The sequence below is a fragment of the Acidimicrobiia bacterium genome, from assembly GCA_041676705.1.
Lineage (GTDB): Bacteria > Actinomycetota > Acidimicrobiia > Acidimicrobiales > SKKL01 > Actinomarinicola.
In genome coordinates, this window is record JBAYRL010000002.1 from 128377 (window position 1) to 146257 (window position 17881).

The following is a 17881-nucleotide window of genomic DNA, read 5'->3' on the forward strand; positions in this document are numbered from 1 at the left end:
ATGGCCAAAGCATTACCTGATCAGGCAGCCAGGCACGACATCAGCCATGCTCACCGACAAACCTTATTTGTGGAAGCAGGTGCCGGCACCGGAAAAACCAGCAGCCTGGTGTCACGAGTGTTGGAGTTGTTAAAGGCTGGTATGTCAATTGAAAATCTGGCCATCATCACCTTCACCGAAGCCGCCGCAGCCGAACTACGTGATCGTGTGCGACAATCTCTTGAAGCTACCGATCGAACGCCTGCGGTCGAGGCGGCCCTAGCGGGCCTAGATACCGCCGCCATATCAACCTTGCACGGTTTTGCCAAGCGTGTGCTTAGTGAAAATCTGCTCGAAGCTGGCTTGCCTCCGGCCATTGACGTTCTCTCTGAGCTGCGTGACACCCTCGACTTTGAAACCGAGTGGAACAATTTTGTTGCCAGCTGGTTAAATGCACCCGACAAGCAGCCTCTAATTGAGCGGGCGTTCGCCCTTGGCATCAACCTTGGACACCTCAAGGAATTCGCCAGAATTCTGCGTGACGAGTGGGACCGCCTTCCAGAAAACTCACCACCACCAGCACAATTACTCACGGTTAACCTCAATGACGTATTGGCCCAGGCACGCCAGGTGTTGAGCTATGAGGAACACTGCATCGACCCCAGCGATAAAATGTTGGCAGCTCTTGTTAGTTACCGAAGCTGGTTAAGCGATGCCAATCTGGCCTCAAACGATGCGGAGCAAATTCAGGCGCTCGCCAGTTTCCCAAGCCGGAAGGTTAGTAAAGTCGGCCGAGCCCCAAATTGGCAAGGAGCACTAAGCGAGCTTCGAGAAGCCATCAGCGAGGCTCAAGCATCAGCGGCAGCGATCAATGAAGAGTTGGTTGACAACCTGCTTCGCTTGATTCTCAACGATCTTCGAATTTTTACCCTTGACGGTGTTTCACGTCGCAAAGCAGCTGGACAACTGCGTTTTCATGATCTGTTGGTGATTACCGCTCAACAGCTGCGACAAAACGCTTCGATGCGTGCGAAACTACACAAGCGTTACGAGTGCTTAATTATCGATGAATTTCAAGACACTGACCCCATCCAAATTGAGATCGCTCGTCTCATTACCACCAGCCTGACCGACGTTGCGAATATCCATTGGTCAAAGCTTGAAAGCCCGCCAGGGTCGTTGTTTTATGTGGGTGACCCAAAACAAGCTATCTACCGGTTTCGCCGAGCCGATATCGCCTTATTCATGGCGGCCGCCAAAGTGCCAGGCACGGTAGTGAAAACACTGGCCACCAACTTTCGTACCGTTCCCGGCATCATTGATTGGGTCAACCACGTTTTTGCTCAGATCATGGGAAACGGCACACCAGGTATGCAACCGCCGTACATCCCATTAGAGCCTGGGCGAGAGGCGGCACCACATGGCTTATGCCCCGTTGTGATTTTAGGTGGTCCCCGCGACGGCATGAGCGCCGACGAACTTCGCCGCCACGCTTCTGCCGAGCTAGCCGCGGCCCTCCAACAAGCCAAGAATGAAGGCTGGCCGATAGTAGATCGAACCAGCCAATCGCTTCGTGCGCCCCGTTGGGACGACATGGCGGTATTGCTTCCCACCCGCACCAGTGTCGATCAGCTACGTCAAGCCTTTGATGAAGCGAACATTCCATATCGTCTCGAAGCAGCGTCGATGGTTTGGCGTACCAGTGAGGTTCGCGACCTAATAAACATCTTGTTGGCACTATCTGACCAGGCCAACAGCGTGGCATTAACCGCAGCGCTGCGATCCGATAGTTTTGCCTGTAGTGATGACGATTTAGCCGGTTTTATAGCCAACGGCGGAGTACTCTCTTTGGCGTCACCACCAGCTCTGACGCTAAATGGTCCCGTCTCCAGTGCTCTTGGCGACCTAGGTGAATTGGCCAAAGCTATTCGTTGGGATGAGCCGGCCGCCGCGGTAGAAAGGGTTATCAGGGAGTGTCACCTGCGAGAGCTGGCGGTGGCGTCGTCACGTCCTCGTGATGTTTGGCGGCGTTTGGCCTTCGTAGTCGACCAAGCTCGTCTTTTCACGGAAACCGAGTCGGTTTCATTACGCGAGTTTCTCACCTGGGTTGAGCTTCAGGCGGATGAAGCTGGCCGACAGAGCGAGGTGGTCTTGCCGGAAACTGACGATGACGCGGTTAGGGTGCTAACCGTTCATGCCTCTAAGGGCCTCGAGTTTCCCATTGTCGCTTTGGCGGGTTTGAATCAAACAGTCGCCAAAGGGGTCAGCGGAGTCTCGATACTTTGGGATGACGACAACACGTTGGAGGCCCAGACCTCTAAAACACGCCGCTCGCTCGGTTTCAGCGAACTGGCTGAGCTCGAACGCGAGCACGAGGAAGCTGAAGCTTGGCGACTAATGTACGTCGCCGCTACCAGAGCTCGAGACCACCTAATCGTGGGGCTTCATCACCCCGCAAAAAAGACCACCAAGGCCCGCATCATCTATGAACAATGCGAAAACCGGCCCGAGCTGCAACGACGGCTGGAGGACAACCCCATCGTGACCACGGCAGGGAATGTCCATGACATGGTCCCAGGTAAGGCTAGGGAAATCCCCAGTCGCTCCGAATGGATGGAGGAACGCCGAGCGTTAGTAATACGCAACGCCAAACCGTCGGTTATGGTGCCCAGTGGCATTGCCAAACTCGATGATGAAGGCCCCAATTTGCCCACCAGCGAAGTCGAGCCGTGGCGTCGAGGTCGCGCTGGCACCAACATTGGTAGAGCGGTACATGCCAGTCTCCAGTTGCTCGATTTCGACCAACTCGATGAGCTAGGCGGCCTGGTAAGAGCACAGGCCGAGCTCGAGGGTGTGCTCGACATTTCCGATCAGGTGGAGGCCGCCGTGCGGACAGCACTAGGCGCACCTACCCTGCAAGACGCCCGTCGCAAACCGTTTTGGCGTGAGCTGTATCTGGCCAGCACCATTGATGGTGTTTTATGCGAGGGCTACATCGACTTACTCGTTGAAGATGAAACGGGCTTTGCAGTGATCGACTACAAAACCGACGCTGTTGAAGACGCCGCCGAACTAATCGAACGTTATCGGCTACAGGCCGCAACCTATGCGCTTTTGGTGGAGGCCACGCTAAATAAACCGGTTACCCGATGCGTGTTCATCCTTATAAAGCCCGACCAATTCGACGAAATAGAGATACCTAATCTTCACGTCGCCAAGGAAGAAGTCCGCACGATTTTGGCCACTAACGCCCGCCGTGTCGGGGCAGTTCTATAAGCCTGGCATTTGGTTCAGCATTCACCAAGGCCTCCACCGAGGCTGGCTGGCAGGTGAAGGCGAACACCTGCTGCTCGGTAGCAATACCAGCAATCACGGCCGCTGTTTGACGTACTCGGTCAGGGTCAAAGTTCACCAGTACATCGTCCAAAATGAAAGGAAGCGGGCTGCGGTTCGCCATCTCGGCCGCCAAGCCGAAGCGTAGGCATAAGTAGAGTTGTTCAATGGTGCCCCGGCTGAGGTCATTAGCCGCCACAACGCGTTGGTCTTTGTCAAGCACCGAGATGTTGCCGTCCACCACTATCAGTTGTACATAGTGTCCATCGGTGATTTGTTGGAACATCGCCTCGGCCCGCCGTAGAACCGCTGGTTGCCGCTCGCGTTCGTAACTTCCCAAAGTCTCTTGAATCAAAGTTTTGGCACCTGAGAGCACCTGCCATTGGTGGATCGCTTCGGCCAACCCACTACGCAAACCCTCAAGCTCAAGTGAGGCTTCGGCAATCTCGCTCGACTTCAACTTCGCCTCTAAAGCCTTATCGGCGTCTTGATGTTTACGGATAGCAGTCTCATAAGCTGCTTCCAGCTCGGGTTGCGCTCTCTTAGCGGCCTCTAGTTCCGTTTTCCAAAGCTGCGGAACACCTCGTTCTAACTCGGCCAAAGCCACCGTTGCCGTATCGCCCCAACCGACATGATTTGCTAAACGCTCCACCAAATTATCGCGCTCTATTTCCAACGCCCGATAAGAGCGAAAACGTTCAGCCGACTGGCGGAAAAGCTCGGCTTCGTCGACTCCGGCAACCGCCATGATGCGTTGCAGCTGTTCTTCAACCTCATCACGCGAATCACTTGCTTGTGCCAAACGGGCCTTGGCGCTGTGCAGCTCATCAAGGGAGTACTGAAGCTGTTCTAAGGCCATCATTGGTTCGTGAGCCTCAACAACTAGCCGCCTAAAGACCCGATTCGCGCGGTCCTGCCAACCCTGGAAACGGGCATTCAGATCTTCAGACTCAGCCTCGGCGGCTTTGACCACTCTCAACGAAGCCTGGGCCCGTTCCAAGATCGTGAAAAAATCAATAACCTCATTGGGCGTAAGCTTGTGATCGACCTGGTGGTCCATCTTCCATGAGAGCCACCCGTCGCTAGCAGAACTCAGCTCATCTCGGGCGGCTTCGGCTAATGCTCGGGCTTGATCCAGTTCCAAATCGGTGCTGTTTGACCGCTCTTTTACTTGTTCTAATTCATTCCTAATTGCAGTGCGAGCTTCTTGTTGAGCAGCAGCTTCGGCAAGTTCATCGGCGTACGCCTCGATGTCATCGGAAGAGGGATTGGGTGGCAAGCCAAGCACAATGCACATGGCCTCGATGCTCGTTCGTATCTGAGCCACACCACCAATGGCTTCAGCCGAATCAGTGGGCTTAGCCGTACTAACAGGAAGTGTGTTTCGGGTTGGCGAACGCAGAATCGTGAACGCAGCGACCAACGACGCTACAAATCCGGCCACGCCCGCCACCACCGCCAACCCCATAAGGTCAACGATTGCAAGCACAATAGCCAACCCCAGTATAACGATGCCCAATACCAGCACCGGTTTGGCCCAAGCCGAGCCGGTTGCGGGTTCTACATCTGCCACGGTTGGGCCAGGGCCTGGCTCGTCCGTTACTGAACTACGGCCTAGCTCCAAAATGTTGGTTCGAAGCAATCGCAGCGCCTTTGAGCGGTTCTCGATTTCACCTTCCGACAAGACCGGGCCCATGGCATCTAAGCGTTCTTCCAACCCCCGTTGGGTATCACGCAGCTGACGTAAACGCACCGTCAGTTCGTCAACGCTGTTGCTGGCCGTTGCTAGCTTATGTTGTGCCGTTTCCAGGGCCGCTCCGTGACGCCGCACCTCCGCGGCTATGGGGAGTGAGGCGTCAAACTGATCGAGGTGGTCCCGGGTCCATTCGGCACCAAGCCTGCCGAGATGACCCGTAAGTTCGCCATTCTCCTCACGAAGCGTTGTTCGCAGGTGTTCAAGACGTTCTTGATGGGTTTGCGCCACCCCAATGCCACCAACCAACTCGCGAATCTCAACCGCTGATTCCTCAAGCTGTTCTTGATCGAGCGGTGTAGGCCAGCCAGCTTCAAGCGAACGATTGACAGCAACTCGGGCTGAATCTACCTCTGCTTGAAGCGTGGCGTACGAGACCTCCAGCCGTTCAAAGCTGGAAATAACGCTTTCATCAAGGCCCGCAGGCAAGCCGAGTTCACGGAGTTCAGCCAGTTCGTCGTCACATTCAGCAATACGGTTTCGTAATGGCCACAACTCTAAATAGCCGCTCAAGCGCGCCTGATCTGATCGGTTGGCCTCTAATGACTTGCGCATTTCTTGGGCTGCCACAAAGAGCTGGTCAACCAATTTTTCTTCGCTGCCTAAGGTGCTCGCCTCTTTTTGCATATGACGCAAACGAGTCTGTTGTTCCCGTGTTTGGTTCGCAAGCGTTCGAATTTCACACGCGCCACGCGGCTTCCACAACTGTGCTCGACGCTTGTCGAGTTCTGCTAGCGCCGCTCGTGCCGATTGGCCAGCACCCACCACCGCCGCGGAAAACACCCGGTCTTTAACGGCCTCCGATTCCAGCAGGTTGAACGAGTTAAGCTCATCGAGGCCAAAGGCAAAAACGTTGCCAAAAAAGGTGGCGTCGGCACCGCCTAGCAACTCGATCAGTTCGTAATCTTCGCCCCGGCTACCGTCGGGTCGTGTTAGCACGAAGCCCTTATCACCTCGGAAGCGTTCCAAGGTCCAGGTTTGGCTTGCAGCGTCGGCCAAGTACAACGCACCGCCGTGCTTGCCACCGTGGACTGGCTCGTATTGAGGTAAACGGCTGCGACCATCGGGAAACCCAAAAAGCACGCCCCTGATAAAGGCCAACAGGGTGCTTTTACCAGCTTCATTAGGTCCGGTAATCACAGTCAGTCCGGTGTCTAAACCATCAACCGCAAACCCGGAAAACACTCCGTAACCGTCGACCCGCCAACCCTGAATCCGCATGGTCTAGTCCCCCGGTTCCACAACAAGATCGATGGCTAAAGCGGTGGCAGCCTTCCATGAGTCCTCATCTAAAACGTCCGAGTAGCTATCGCTAAGCAACTGGGCCAAGTCGCTTGGTAGCGAGCCATCTAGGCCCACTTCTGCGGCTTCAGTCTGTTTTGCCCGCCGTGCTAAGTCGGCCACAAAGTCGTTTCGTCGCACCAGTTCATCCAGCTCCCAGCTGGCGGTTGTCTCCACCGTTAAAGCCGCCCACCACACAAATGGCGCTTGATGGCTTTCACGATCACGCAGCTCATTAAGAAGCTCGGGAACTAGGCCGCTTCGAGCCAAAGTCTGATGCAATGGACCCCGCCCCGTAAGACGAGCTCGCAGAATAATGTTTCTACCCGAACCCGCCACAAGGCTGTCACTGGCCAATTCCGCCAACAATTCCTGCAGGGAAACCAGGTCTTCGACAAGTGAGATGTCAACGGTTTGTTCCACGAAGCGAACCGCATCTACTGGCACAAAAAGGGGCTCATCAATATGGCCCTCATCGTCTACATCCACCAGCAAAACGCCTTTGGGACCTCGTTCAGATGGTTTCAAACTTCGTCCCTGCGTATTACCGCTGTACACCACCCAAGGATGGCGGTGCAGCACCGCGCGAGCATGGATATGTCCTAAGGCCCAATAGTCGAAGCCTTGACCCAAAAGGTCACCTAAAGAGGCTGGACTGTAGGGATTATGCGCGGCGTTGCCGCCAACATTGGCGTGGAGAACTGCCACGTGAACGCCTGGCCGCGCATCGCGCTCAAATCTTAGAGCCAGGTTCTCACTAACGTGCCGATTGTGAAAACTGATGCCATGCACCACCGCCAAGAGCTGACCATCGCGGTGAATTTCTACGGAGGCTGTTTCATGTGGTGGAAAGAAGGTGACCGTATCGGGCCACGAATGCACAGCACTCCAGCCCTCATCTAAGGGGTCATGATTCCCCGCCGCCACCATGGTGGCGATACCTGCCTCGGCCAACTGGCTTAGACCGCGATGAAACGCCAGCTGGGCACGCAACCCGCGCTCAGCACCGTCGTAAATATCACCAGCGAGAACCACGAAGTCCACCTGGTTCTCAATCGCTACTTTCACCAAAGCAGCAAAAGCATCCAGGCTGGCGTCGCGTGCCGCCGCCACCACATGAGGCGGGGCGTTACCTAGCTGGCTAAAGGGAGTATCGAGATGTAAATCTGACGCGTGCAAGAATTTGAAGGCCACTTAGTCTCATATGGTAGGCGCAGTGAGCTTCGCTAGGGTTAACCTATGCCGCTCGAAACCAGTAACAACCCCACAATCTCTTTGGTGCAGGCGGAAACCATTAACCACGGAGCAGCCATCGCATGAGCAACTTGGCAAACAGCGGGCTATTCACCGACTTGTACGAACTCACGATGGCGGCGGGCTTCATCCGTGAGGGCTTGGCCGAAGAAGAAGCGACTTTCGACCTTTTCGTGCGAAGACTTCCCGACCCACGACAATTTCTCGTGTCGGCAGGCCAATCAGAAGCCTTCGAATACCTTGCCGGTCTCAGTTTCAACCAAGCCGAACTAGATTTTCTGGCGAGCACCGAACTCTTTCACGACGACGCCCTAAACCGCTTCGCCAACCTACGCTTCAGCGGCGAAGTCTGGGCGGTTGATGAAGGCGAGATTGTTTTCGCAAACGAACCGATCTTGCGGGTCACAGCTCCGCTCATCGAAGCTCAAATTGTTGAAACACGCCTGTTGAACCTGATCGGTTCACAAACCATGGTGGCCTCGAAGGCCGCACGTGTGGCTATCGCTTGCCAAGGCCGACCCTTTGTCGATTTTTCGGCTCGGCGTGACCATGGCGGCGATGCCGCAATGCAAGCCGCACGCGCTTCATGGATCGGCGGCGGCAAGGGCACATCTTTGGTCGCAGCGGGTTACAAATATGGGTTACCCCTGTCAGGCACTATGGCTCATTCCTACGTGATGAGCTTCGACGACGAACGAGAAGCGTTTCGCACTTTCGCTCGCACTTTCCCCGATGGTGCCGTGTTGTTGATCGACACCTATGACACCGAAGAAGGTGCCCGTCGGGTGGTTGAAGTAGCGGCGGAACTAGCTTCAGAGGGCGTGAAGATCTCTGGAGTGCGACTGGATTCAGGTGATCTGGTACGTCTGTCGTGTTCGGTACGCGACATCCTTGATGAAGGTGGTCTGAACCACACCCAAATTTTCGCTTCAGGCGACCTCGACGAATACCGCATCACTGAACTTCTGGCCGCTGGGGCACCTATCGACGCTTTCGGCGTTGGCACACAGCTAGGTACCAGCGCCGACGCTCCAAGTTTGGGAGCGGTATATAAATTGGTGGCCGATAGCCGCGGACCGAAAATAAAATTGGCGGAAGACAAGGTCACATTGCCTGGTCGTAAGCAAGTTTGGCGGGTAGAGACCCAGGGCCAAGCACTTTACGATGTAGTGGCCCTAGATGATGAAGGCATGCCAATCGAAGCCAACCAGCATGCCAACCTAACGGCACGACCGCTCCTCAAAGAACGTATGAGTGCTGGCAAGATGACCAGTCAGCTACCCACGTTGAGTGAAGCTCAACGAAATTGTTCCAAAGCCATAAGCAAATTGCCTAGTCGGCTTGCTTCTCTGCAACAGCGGGAGCGTTCTTATGAGGTCAGGGTATCGGCCGAGTTGCGTTCCCTTGGAATGTCGTTGAGCGGGAATCATTAGCTCGAGGTTCTTGGTTAATTGCACGTTAGGAAGGGCATATGAACAAAGTAGAAGAGTTTCGTGAACTACATGCCGAGGGCTTTTTCATCATGCCAAACCCTTGGGACATTGGATCGGCCTTAGCGCTACAAGAACAAGGTTTTCCTGCCTTGGCCAGCACCAGCACTGCTTTTGCACGTTCAATCGGCAAGCACGACCACGAGATCAGCCGACAACGACTTGTGGAACATGTGGCGGCTTTGGTGGATGCAATCTCGGTTCCCTTAAGCGTTGACAGCGAGAATCTTTTCCCTCATGAAGATGGCGGTATAACCGAAACGGTCCGTCAATTGGCCGAAGCAGGGGCCGCCGGTTGTTCCATTGAAGACTTTAATCCTCGAACCAAAGAAATTGTCGCTAAAGAACTCGCCGCTGAAGCTGTGGCCGAGGCTGTAGAGGCAGCACGTAAGTACAACATTGTGCTGACCGCGCGTGCCGACAACTATTTTCACGGCATCAACAACATCGATGACACCATTGAACGCTTGGTCTCTTTCGAAGCCCTAGGGGCCGAGGTTCTCTACGCTCCTAATCTCACCACTATCGACGACGTAAAGGCCGTTTTGGCCGCTATTAACCGACCCCTAAACGTGCTGGGTTCACCCAGGGCGCCCAGCATGGCCGAACTGAAAGCAGCGGGTGTGAGGCGGATTTCAACTGGTGGACGCTTGTATTGGGTTGCGGCGCAGGCCGTGGCCGATACAGCTAGAGAACTACTTGACGATGCCGGGAGTTAAGGACTAGCGCCGTTCATGGCAACCAAAATACAAACCGTACTGTTCGCTCCGAGCGACTTGGCTGAAATCGCAGCTCTTCTTCGGTCCCTCCAGGATGACAAAGCGGGCTGGATCAATATCACCCCTGCCAACATGGACGCGCCGAAACCCACCTCAGTTTGGGGTCGTATCAATGGCCGTGGACCCGAAGTACCGCGCCTCACCTGGACTGCCCCCACTCGAAAGGGCCGAAAAACGAACCCCGCTCAAGTGGGTCTAGAACACCCTGGGGGAACTAAAGCACTTGGGCAACTGGCCCAAGCTAACCATCCTCTACCAAGCGGCTGGCAACGGTTACAAGACCATCCCATGCGAGGGCTGGTTGTTGTGCCACCAGTCGATGCGTTAGCTGAAGACATCCTGGCCTGGGCACTAAAGGCGGCCTGCTTGCTTGGCAAGCTTGAAGAACCTTCTCGTTGGCGAGCCGAGGTTTGGCGGTAAGTCATCCTTGATGCGCTAACCTCTATGCCTGAGTGCAGCGAAGTCCGGTGCAAACCCGGCGCTGTCCCGCAACTGTGAAACCCATTGGGGTTGAGCCAGGCCGCCTGCACTCCCGTATCGGAAGGCAAGCCCTCGGAGGAAGGGTCGTTGACGACTCAGATTGAACTGCGGCCCAGCCGCCTAGGTCGCGTGGCGCTCGGGGTTGGTTTGCTAACCCTAGTGTTTGCCATCACCGCCGGAGCGGCTTTAGGTCCCGCTGGCTTACCCTTTAGTGGGGTCAGTTCGGAACTTGCTAACCGGATATTTCGAATAAACCTTGGCGAGGGGCTTTCGGAACGCCAGGCCGCCATCTTGTGGCAGATCAGGTTTCCTCGTGTAGTGCTCGGAGCACTAGTTGGCGGCACCTTGGCATTGTGTGGCGCGGCCTATCAGGGTGTGTTTAGAAACCCTTTAGCTGATCCGTATTTGTTAGGTGTGGCCTCGGGGGCCGGGCTGGGTGCCACCTTGGCGATCGTCTATGGGCCCGATTCTTCATCATGGCCAGTGGGGGCTCTGCCCGTCTTCGCTTTCGCTGGTGCTCTCATAGCAGTAATGGCAGCTTGGGTGGTGGCCAAGGGCGCCGGTCCCGGCAAGAACACCGCCATTTTGATCTTGGCCGGCGTGGCAGTGGCGGCATTTCTAAACGCCATTCAAACCTACGTTCAACAACGCCAGACCGATAGTTTGCGAAGTGTTTACGCTTGGATTTTAGGGCGATTGTCAACCTCGGGCTGGTACGAAGTTTGGTTGGTACTGCCTTATGTCGTAGTCGCTAGCGTGGTAATTCTGCTGCATCGACGCTTACTAGACGTGTTGAGTGTGGGTGAAGAAGAAGCATCGAGTTTGGGGGTACGCACCGAACGAGTTAGGGCAACGGTGATCATCGCCGCCACCTTGGGCACCGCGGCCGTGGTGGCGGTGAGCGGCCTAATCGGTTTTGTGGGCATTATCGTGCCTCACGCTATTCGCCTGGCGGTGTCCACTTCCTACAAGGTCGTGCTGCCCCTTTCCGCACTTTTTGGTGCTGCATTTTTGGTGCTAGCTGACATTGCCGCCAGAACGGTGGCCTCACCAGCCGAGTTACCAATCGGCGTTATCACCGCGTTTTTCGGTGCCCCATTTTTTGTAGTGGTTCTCTTGACCAGTCGGAAAGGCACAATATGACTGTTCTGTCGTTTGAGAACGTCAATATTCGCTTCGATGGCTTCGAAGCCGTTTCCGCGCTGACGGCCTCTGTTTCTTCCGGTGAATGGTTAGGTCTCATCGGACCAAACGGCGCTGGGAAATCGTCGCTTTTGCGTGCTGCTCTGCAGTTGGTGAGCTATTCCGGCAAAATTTGTATTGATCACCAAGATTTGCACGTTCTGAATCGTAAAGCGCTGTCTCGCATAGTGGCTTTGGTTCCCCAAAACCCCATTTGTCCGCCTGACATGACCGTCAGTGAATATGTGTTATTGGGCCGCACCCCCTATATCGGCTATTTCGGTAGCGAAGGGGCGAAAGACATTGCGGTAGTCAGTGAAGTCATCGAGCGCTTGTACTTGCATGACTTCACAAACCGCACCCTAGGCACTCTTTCCGGTGGTGAACGCCAACGGGTGGTCTTGGGCCGGGCTCTCGCTCAACAAGCACCCGTGCTGCTGTTGGATGAACCAACTAGCGCCTTAGATATCGGCCATCAGCAACAAGTGCTCGAGCTGGTGGAAGAACTTCGGCGACATGATGGCCTAACCGTGGTAAGTGCCATGCATGATCTCACCATGGCGGGCCAATTTTGTGACCGATTGTTGTTACTGAGTAACGGCAGCCAAATAGCTCTCGGGACCGCTGGGGAAGTGCTAACTGAGACTGTCATCTCAGAGCACTATGGTGCGTCAGTCCGTGTAATACACGATGAGGACGGTTCGGTAATAGTGATACCTTCCAAAGCTCAGAACAAGGGCGCGTCTATAGTGACCTAGCACATGGAAGGCCCACTATCACGCCGCGCAACGCTTGCCTGGATAGTGCTTTATCTAGCCATGTCGGGGTGGGCCATGCACTGGCTTTGGGGGCCAGAGCTAGCACCGGGCATGGACACCACTGGTCACCTTGTTCGCCTTGATACTGCCTTTGAGCTGTTCCGCCACGGCCGCCTCGATGGTTGGATGGACCGGTCCATGCTCGGCTACCAGCTACACCTGGTTTATGGGCCGGGTTTCGCCATCATCGCTGCCCTGATCAAAGCCCTTAGCTTCGGTACGTTCTCAACAGCATTGGTTTACAAGCTGATTGGGTTTTTGGCCATATCCGCCATTCCGTTTGCTGGCATGGCTCTGTCACGATCACTCGGATTGTCGCCCCAAGCCGCCTGGATAAGCGGCCTGTTCATGTTGACGGTTTCCTCTTTCAACGGTTCGGGGATTGAAGGGGCATTCTTAAATGGTTTGGTCCCGCAACAAGTCGGCACCGCCATGGTTTTAGGGGCATGGGCCCTACTTTTGGCTCGTCAAACTAATCCTTGGGCACTCGGGTTAATGGTGGGCGCAATGGCCTTCACCCACCCATATTCATTGGTGATGTTTGTATATTTTGTGCCGTTCTTACTGGTCGTTCTGCATCTTCAAAAACGTAGAATTGCGTGGTCATCGCTAATGTCCGCAGCGCTTATTGCACTTCTAGTTTCGGCCTGGTGGTGGATACCAGCTTTTGCGGGCCGCGACTTGCAAGGGCCAATGACTTGGTGGCCCTCACCTGGCTTTTGGGGTCGCTTCAAACTCCTGGCCAGCGGTGATCGGGGTATGGCCATGCCAGCATCAACCATTTTGCTTGCCGCCATGGCTTGGACGTTCTACTCAGCGATCAAAGACCGAAAGACCAACAACCTATTGTTGCTTATCGCCCCAATAGCTGCGTTTGGCCTCTTGAGCTCGTTCTCGCTGCTAGTTCAAGATCAATTACCTGCCATCATTCAGTTAACTGATCGAGCCTTGCCGTTTGTGATCTACCTATTGATACCCACCATTGCCATGGTGTTAGTGAGGTTCAACCACGTTGGTGTCTCGCTTTCTATCTTCGTGGTTCTGATAGCAACCCCACTCCTGGTCCCACCACTGTCCACTCGCTATCGAGCTACCACATCGCTTGATTCGGTCGCTGCCGCATTAGCAGCAAACAGCACCTCCGCTACGCGATACGCTCTCGCCGAGGCACCCCGCATCGGTTTCGGGGTGCCAGAACCAAGCCGATACCTGGGTTGGAAGGCCAAAACCGCAGACCTATCGATATTTGGGCCCGAGTGGGCACCGGGTTCTGAGGTGTCGTTCAAAATCTATTCGGATCTCACACCGGCCAACATCGACGAGTGGCTGGAGTCAATGCGTCAAGCTGGTATAAGCCACCTAATTTCTGCGAGAACGACTACTGCCCAAATATGGTCCCAGCGAAACGATTTAGAGCTGATCGAAACTCACGGGGAACTAGCCCTGTGGGAGCTTCTCGGCCCTCGCTCCGCATAAATTGTTAGTGCAGGGCCAAACCAAATAACGCTTGCAATACACCAGGAGAATGTTTCAGGGCAGTCCAACCTCGTGGCCCTACCAATTAGTTTTTCACACGGGTGGACAAGCCCCAATGCTCAGCTCGGTCCCATGCTTGAAGGGCGGTTATCTGTCGTTGCGCCGCCGGGCACCACCACCGTAACCCTCCATTGGCAACTACCCCGTATACATACTGTGGCGTGGCTGGTTAGCTTCATCGGCATTGCCATCTTCACTATTTTTTGGACCCAGCCAAGCCAGATCATTCGTCGTCACCATCAACAGGCAAGCTATGAAGGCACCAACCACACCAGCTGAGCAGCCAATAAAAGCCCAGAGCTCGCCGACGAGCCTGGTATGGATCATGGTCTATTTAGCGCTTTCCGCATGGGCTCTACGCTGGCTGTGGGGACCCAACCTGACCCCGGGAATTGATACTGGCGGTCATTTAACACGTTTAGATGCCGCATGGAACCTGTTTCAATCTGGGCATTTGGATGGTTGGTTCGACCAGGTCAGCCTGGGCTATCAAATGCACCGCCTGTACGGCCCTGGGTTCGCTTTCATCGTTGCCACCACCAAAGCGGTCAGCTTCGGACTGCTCTCAATCCCAGGCGCATACAAAGCTGTGGGTGCTTTGTCCACACTCGCTATTCCCTTCACAGGTATGGCACTGTGCCGTTCTTTGGGTTTGAAACCAAACGCGGCGTGGCTCGGTGGAGCATTAATGCTGGCTGTTTCTTCGCCTTTTTCTAGCGGCCTGGAGGGCGCCTTCCTGATGGGACTTATGCCCCAACAAGTGGCCGCCCCACTGGTACTTGGAGCTTGGGCCTTGACCATTGCTGCCAGGCCTCGCCCGGTCATGTTGGGAATCACCGTGGCCTTGCTTACCGTCACCCATCCCTACTCGCTGGTAATTTACGTTTTCTTTGGAATCTTCCTACTAGGCGCGGCTGCTCTGCGGTCGCTCAGAATTCACTGGTTCGAGCTCATCAAAGCTGCATTGGTGGCGCTGACACTTAGCGCTTGGTGGTGGATTCCAGCTATTTCGGGCAGCGACCTCCGTGGCCCCTTAACAGGATGGTCAAACCCCGCGTTTCTCGAGCATCTGAAGCTGGCGGCCAGCGGCGAGCGGGGCATTTTCGATCCTGTGGCAGCACTCACAGTGCTGTCGATCGGTGGGGTCGCGGTGGTGGCTGTAATTAAACGCCGCTTAGCGCTGGCCGTGTTGGCACTGTTGCCTTTCGTGTTGATGGCGGCCTTACACCTGGTAGTTTACCTAAGCATCGCCCATTTACCCGAAGCCATGTTGTTTCCCAACCGAGGCCTTACCTTCGCGGCCTACTTGGCCATGCCGGCAGTGGCGGTAGCTTTGGCCACCTTTAGAACCTTGGGCCTGGCCAGTGGAGTACTTGCCACAGCCCTAGCGGTGGCCACCTTTGTACCACCCCCGGTGTCGCTTTATGAACCGACTAATGCCCTTGTCACCATGGCCGCCGAACTAACCGAGGTTGTGCCACCGGGCTATCGGTTTGCGTTCGCTCAGGTGCCTATGTCGGCCGAGGGTGTGGCGGCACCCAGTCGTTATTTAGGTTGGCGCTCTAGCGTGGCTGACCTGACCATCTTTGGCTCCGAATGGGCCCCAGGTTCGGAAATCTCTGGATTGGTTTATGAGAAATTGAGCCGCGGTAACCTAGACGATTGGCTCGATTCGCTCGGCCAATACCGAGTCAGCCACGTAATTTCTGCTACGCCGGAAGTGGAAGCATTATTCAACGGTCAAACACAACTTGAGCTATTGACACAACATGAAAATCTGGCACTGTGGCAACTAAATGCTGAGACAGCCGTTCAAGTGCAAGAAGCTGGCGCCGAGCACTTTCAGCTGCAAATCACGGTCGGTGACGAGAGCGAAATTCTCTTACCAATCGGCTACTCACCAGGTTGGCATCTGATGAATACCACCCCAGCCAACGGGGGCGAACCTCACAGCAAACACCGGCTAGGACGAAGCCGCAACGGTCAACTCGCCCTGCTACCAGCACCAAACACGGCACCAGGGTCCATGCAAATTGTGCTTCGGTGGCAACTGCCTAAGGTTCACCTTGTCGGATGGCTAACCACACTCTTGGGCACCACCGTATTGACTATGTTGTGGGCGAGGCCTTCGCAAGTAATTGCGCGGCAAACTCGGCGCTGGCGCTACCAATTGCACCGCGATGAATAGCCACTCCGCCAATGACATTGGCACCTAAATCGCTCACAATTTCGGTCAGCTTATGCAAGGTTTTGCCAGGGTTTATCGCGTAGGTGCAAAAGACCGCTGCTTGCTTACCGTCGATCACCGGTAGTTGCCGCAGCTTGGCAGCCTTGCCGGGGCGCTGACCTACGATTAGCAAACCATCAACCCAGCTACCGATCACGACCAGATCAGCTTGGGCAACAGCTGCCAGATCTACCTCATCGACCGAACAAACGGTAGCCTCGGCTCCAGAAGTTCGAAGCTCTTCGGCAATCAGTTCGGCTGCCTGTTTGGTAGTGCCGGTAAGACTCTCGTAAATCAAGACAGTACGCACAATATGAAGTTCTAGCATTAGTTGCGCAAAGTTGGAACTCTAAAGAAGGTAGAAGCATGAAACACATCGTTGTTGGTATTGATGGTTCCGACGGTGCCGACCAGGCGCTGCGGCTAGCCATTGCCGAGGCCCGTCAGTGGAACGCGCACCTAGAAGTGGTGCTGGCCTGGTCTTTCCTCGACCAACCTACAATTAAGTTCGACCCCAACTACAATGAAGACTCGGCTCGGGCGACCGCGGAAGATGCTTTGGCCCGCGTTGGGAACACCGACGGTGTTGATATTACGATCACATGTGTGAACGATCTGCCAGCGCGTGCTCTTTTAGCCGCTGCTAAAGACGCCGACATGCTGATAGTGGGTTCAAGGGGCCTAGGGGGATTCAAAGGACTATTGCTCGGTTCGGTGAGCCAGCAATTGGCCCAATATGCACCCTCGCCGATTCTTATTGTGCATCCTGAGGTAGAACAAAACGAATGACACCCTTATTAGCGGCCGTCCCGCCCGGCGAGCATCTAACGGTTCCACCCTGGGCGTGGGCTGCGTTTTTGGCTCTGATCGCAGGGCTATTGTTCCTCGATCTCAAGGTCTTTCATCGAGATTCTCACACGGTTAAACCCCGTGAAGCGTTAATCTTTAGCCTTTTTTGGATCAGCCTCGGTTTAGCATTCACGTTTGTGATTTGGGCCAGCTTGGGAGGTGCCGCGGCCAGCCAATACATTGCTGGTTACCTGATCGAAAAAAGCTTGTCGATAGACAACGTTTTCGTGTGGGCCGTCATTTTCACATTTTTTGGGGTCGACCCTAAATACCAGCATCGCACCCTATTTTGGGGCATTTTTGGGGCCCTGGTGTTACGGGCGATCTTCATTTTTGCTGGCGTGGCCTTGCTCGACGCCTTCAGCTGGCTCATCTTCTTGTTCGGCGCTTTCCTCGTTTTCACCGCTTGGCGAGTGGCTACCCACGACGACCAAGAAGTCCACCCCGAACGAAACCCGATCCTTAAAGTAATCCGCCGCTTTATTCCCTCAACGCCCGAATATCGAGAAGACCATTTTTTTGTGGTCGAAAACGGTCACCGTTTAGCAACCCCGCTGTTCGCGGTGTTGATTATGGTTGAAGTAAGCGATGTTCTCTTCGCCGTTGACTCGATTCCGGCCATTTTGGCGGTAACGCGCTCGCAGTTCCTGGTCTTTAGCTCGAACGCCTTCGCCATCTTGGGTCTGCGTTCGCTTTACTTCTTGTTAGCTGGTTACCAAGACCGCTTTATCTATCTCAACCAGGGCCTCGGCATAATTTTGGCCTATGTGGGCGTGAAAATGTTGGTATCCGAGTGGTATCACATTCCGACTTTGATTTCACTCGGCGTAATTGTGGTGGTGCTAACCGGCACCGTTATGGTCTCACTAATGGTTTCCAAACGCCGTGAAGCTAAAACGCTCAGCGAAGGCTGAGCTTAC

Annotated in this window: 14 protein-coding genes and 1 riboswitch; of the genes, 11 read left to right on the forward strand and 3 right to left on the reverse strand. The window is 54.9% G+C overall.

What is annotated here, in order from left to right:
* Complete coding sequence (locus WC184_04100; GenBank protein ID MFA7477059.1) at positions 1–3255, forward strand: UvrD-helicase domain-containing protein; 3255 nt, start codon at positions 1–3, stop codon at positions 3253–3255.
* Here WC184_04100 and WC184_04105 read toward each other — a convergent pair.
* Together WC184_04105 and WC184_04110 are read right to left on the reverse strand one after the other, a co-directional pair.
* A complete protein-coding gene (locus WC184_04105) occupies positions 3224–6286 on the reverse strand; it encodes an AAA family ATPase (GenBank protein ID MFA7477060.1) in 3063 nt (1020 codons plus the stop codon). The genes WC184_04100 and WC184_04105 overlap by 32 nt on opposite strands.
* A gap of 3 nt (positions 6287–6289) precedes the next feature.
* A complete protein-coding gene (locus tag WC184_04110) occupies positions 6290–7540 on the reverse strand; it encodes a DNA repair exonuclease (GenBank protein MFA7477061.1) in 1251 nt (416 codons plus the stop codon).
* Between the two features lie 122 nt (positions 7541–7662).
* On the opposite strand from WC184_04110, the gene WC184_04115 reads away from it, so the two are divergent.
* From WC184_04115 to WC184_04150, 8 genes are all read left to right on the forward strand, one after another.
* Entirely contained in the window at positions 7663–9033 is a 1371-nt protein-coding gene (locus tag WC184_04115) for a nicotinate phosphoribosyltransferase (protein MFA7477062.1), read from the forward strand.
* Between the two features lie 38 nt (positions 9034–9071).
* Entirely contained in the window at positions 9072–9809 is a 738-nt protein-coding gene (locus WC184_04120; GenBank protein MFA7477063.1) for an isocitrate lyase/phosphoenolpyruvate mutase family protein, read from the forward strand.
* Positions 9810–9824: 15 nt separating this feature from the next.
* Positions 9825–10289, forward strand: coding sequence for a hypothetical protein (locus tag WC184_04125; protein MFA7477064.1), 465 nt, complete (start codon positions 9825–9827; stop codon positions 10287–10289).
* Between the two features lie 12 nt (positions 10290–10301).
* A riboswitch (adenosylcobalamin (AdoCbl) riboswitch) is annotated at positions 10302–10445 on the forward strand.
* Between the two features lie 72 nt (positions 10446–10517).
* Positions 10518–11492, forward strand: a complete 975-nt coding sequence (locus tag WC184_04130) for an iron ABC transporter permease (protein MFA7477065.1) — start codon at positions 10518–10520, stop codon at positions 11490–11492.
* Positions 11489–12289, forward strand: a complete 801-nt coding sequence (locus WC184_04135) for an ABC transporter ATP-binding protein (GenBank protein ID MFA7477066.1) — start codon at positions 11489–11491, stop codon at positions 12287–12289. The genes WC184_04130 and WC184_04135 overlap by 4 nt, the downstream gene beginning before the upstream one ends.
* 3 nt (positions 12290–12292) lie before the next feature.
* On the forward strand, positions 12293–13825 hold the full coding sequence (locus WC184_04140; protein ID MFA7477067.1) for a hypothetical protein: 1533 nt from the start codon (positions 12293–12295) through the stop codon (positions 13823–13825).
* 72 nt (positions 13826–13897) lie between these two features.
* Positions 13898–14164 carry a hypothetical protein gene (locus tag WC184_04145; protein ID MFA7477068.1) on the forward strand — a complete coding sequence of 89 codons (267 nt, stop codon included), beginning with the start codon at positions 13898–13900 and terminating at the stop codon, positions 14162–14164.
* A complete protein-coding gene (locus WC184_04150; GenBank protein ID MFA7477069.1) occupies positions 14139–16073 on the forward strand; it encodes a hypothetical protein in 1935 nt (644 codons plus the stop codon). The genes WC184_04145 and WC184_04150 overlap by 26 nt, the downstream gene beginning before the upstream one ends.
* On the opposite strand, the gene WC184_04155 is transcribed toward WC184_04150, so the two are convergent.
* Positions 15994–16440: a flavodoxin family protein gene (locus WC184_04155; GenBank protein MFA7477070.1), complete on the reverse strand. Its 447-nt coding sequence runs from the start codon at positions 16438–16440 to the stop codon at positions 15994–15996. The genes WC184_04150 and WC184_04155 overlap by 80 nt on opposite strands.
* A 38-nt stretch (positions 16441–16478) precedes the next feature.
* On the opposite strand from WC184_04155, the gene WC184_04160 reads away from it, so the two are divergent.
* Entirely contained in the window at positions 16479–16901 is a 423-nt protein-coding gene (locus WC184_04160) for a universal stress protein (GenBank protein MFA7477071.1), read from the forward strand.
* The gene (locus WC184_04165) at positions 16898–17875 is read left to right on the forward strand and encodes a TerC family protein (protein MFA7477072.1); all 978 of its coding nucleotides are present in this window, start codon (positions 16898–16900) and stop codon (positions 17873–17875) included. The genes WC184_04160 and WC184_04165 overlap by 4 nt, the downstream gene beginning before the upstream one ends.
* Positions 17876–17881: the final 6 nt, after the last annotated feature.